General features: G+C 63.4%; 1 pseudogene. It reads right to left on the minus strand.

Annotation, left to right across the window (positions count from 1 at the left end):
• Window positions 1-808: pseudogene (locus IVA80_RS20705) on the minus strand (IS3 family transposase); the annotation flags it as partial.

Genomic DNA, 808 nt, shown 5'->3' on the forward strand with positions numbered 1-808 from the left:
GATCCGCCATCGCCCAGCCGACGATCTTGCGGCTGTAGAGGTCCATGACCGTGGCCAGATAGAGCCAGCCCTGATCAGTCTGGACATAGGTGATGTCGGCGAGCCAGATGTGGTTCGGCGCGGCGGCGACGAAGTTGCGCTCGAGCAAGTTCGGCGCGATCGGGAAATCGTGACGGCTGTCGGTGGTGCGCACCCGTCGCGGCCTCGCCATGATGGCTCTGATACCGTGACAACGCATCAACCGCTCGATGCGACCACGGCTCGCTCCACGGCCTTCTCTCAACTCGGCATGGATGCGCGGGCTGCCGTAGCGGCCGTTTGTGTCGCGATGAACCCGCTTGATGTCGTCGACGAGCTCACGGTTGGCAATGGCCCGCTGGCTCTCAGGGCGCGCTCGCCAGGCGTAATAGCCAGCAGGCGAGACGCCAAGCACGTCGCACATGATCGTCACTGGATAGTCGGCGCGGCGATCTTCGATGAAGCGAAATCTCATTTCTGAACTCCAGCAAAGATCGCAATGGACTTTTTTAAAATATCGCGCTCCATGCGCAGCCGGTCGTTCTCGCGCTGTAGACGAGCGATCTCCGCCGCGTGGTCCGCCGACGGCAGCGTCGCCTGCGTTGTGGGGCGCCGCGCCGCCGCCGTCGGCTCCAGCCGGGCCCCTCGCTGCTCCACCCACCGCCGTAGCACGGAATCACGCAAGCCAAGTTCCTTGGCAACCGAGCCGATCGAGCGACCGCTAGACGCTACGAGATCAACCGCTTGCCGCTTGTAGTCATCGGTAAACGAGCGACGTTGACGTCCTTCC

The organism is Bradyrhizobium sp. 139 (assembly GCF_023074175.1).
Taxonomy (GTDB): Bacteria; Pseudomonadota; Alphaproteobacteria; order Rhizobiales; family Xanthobacteraceae; genus Bradyrhizobium.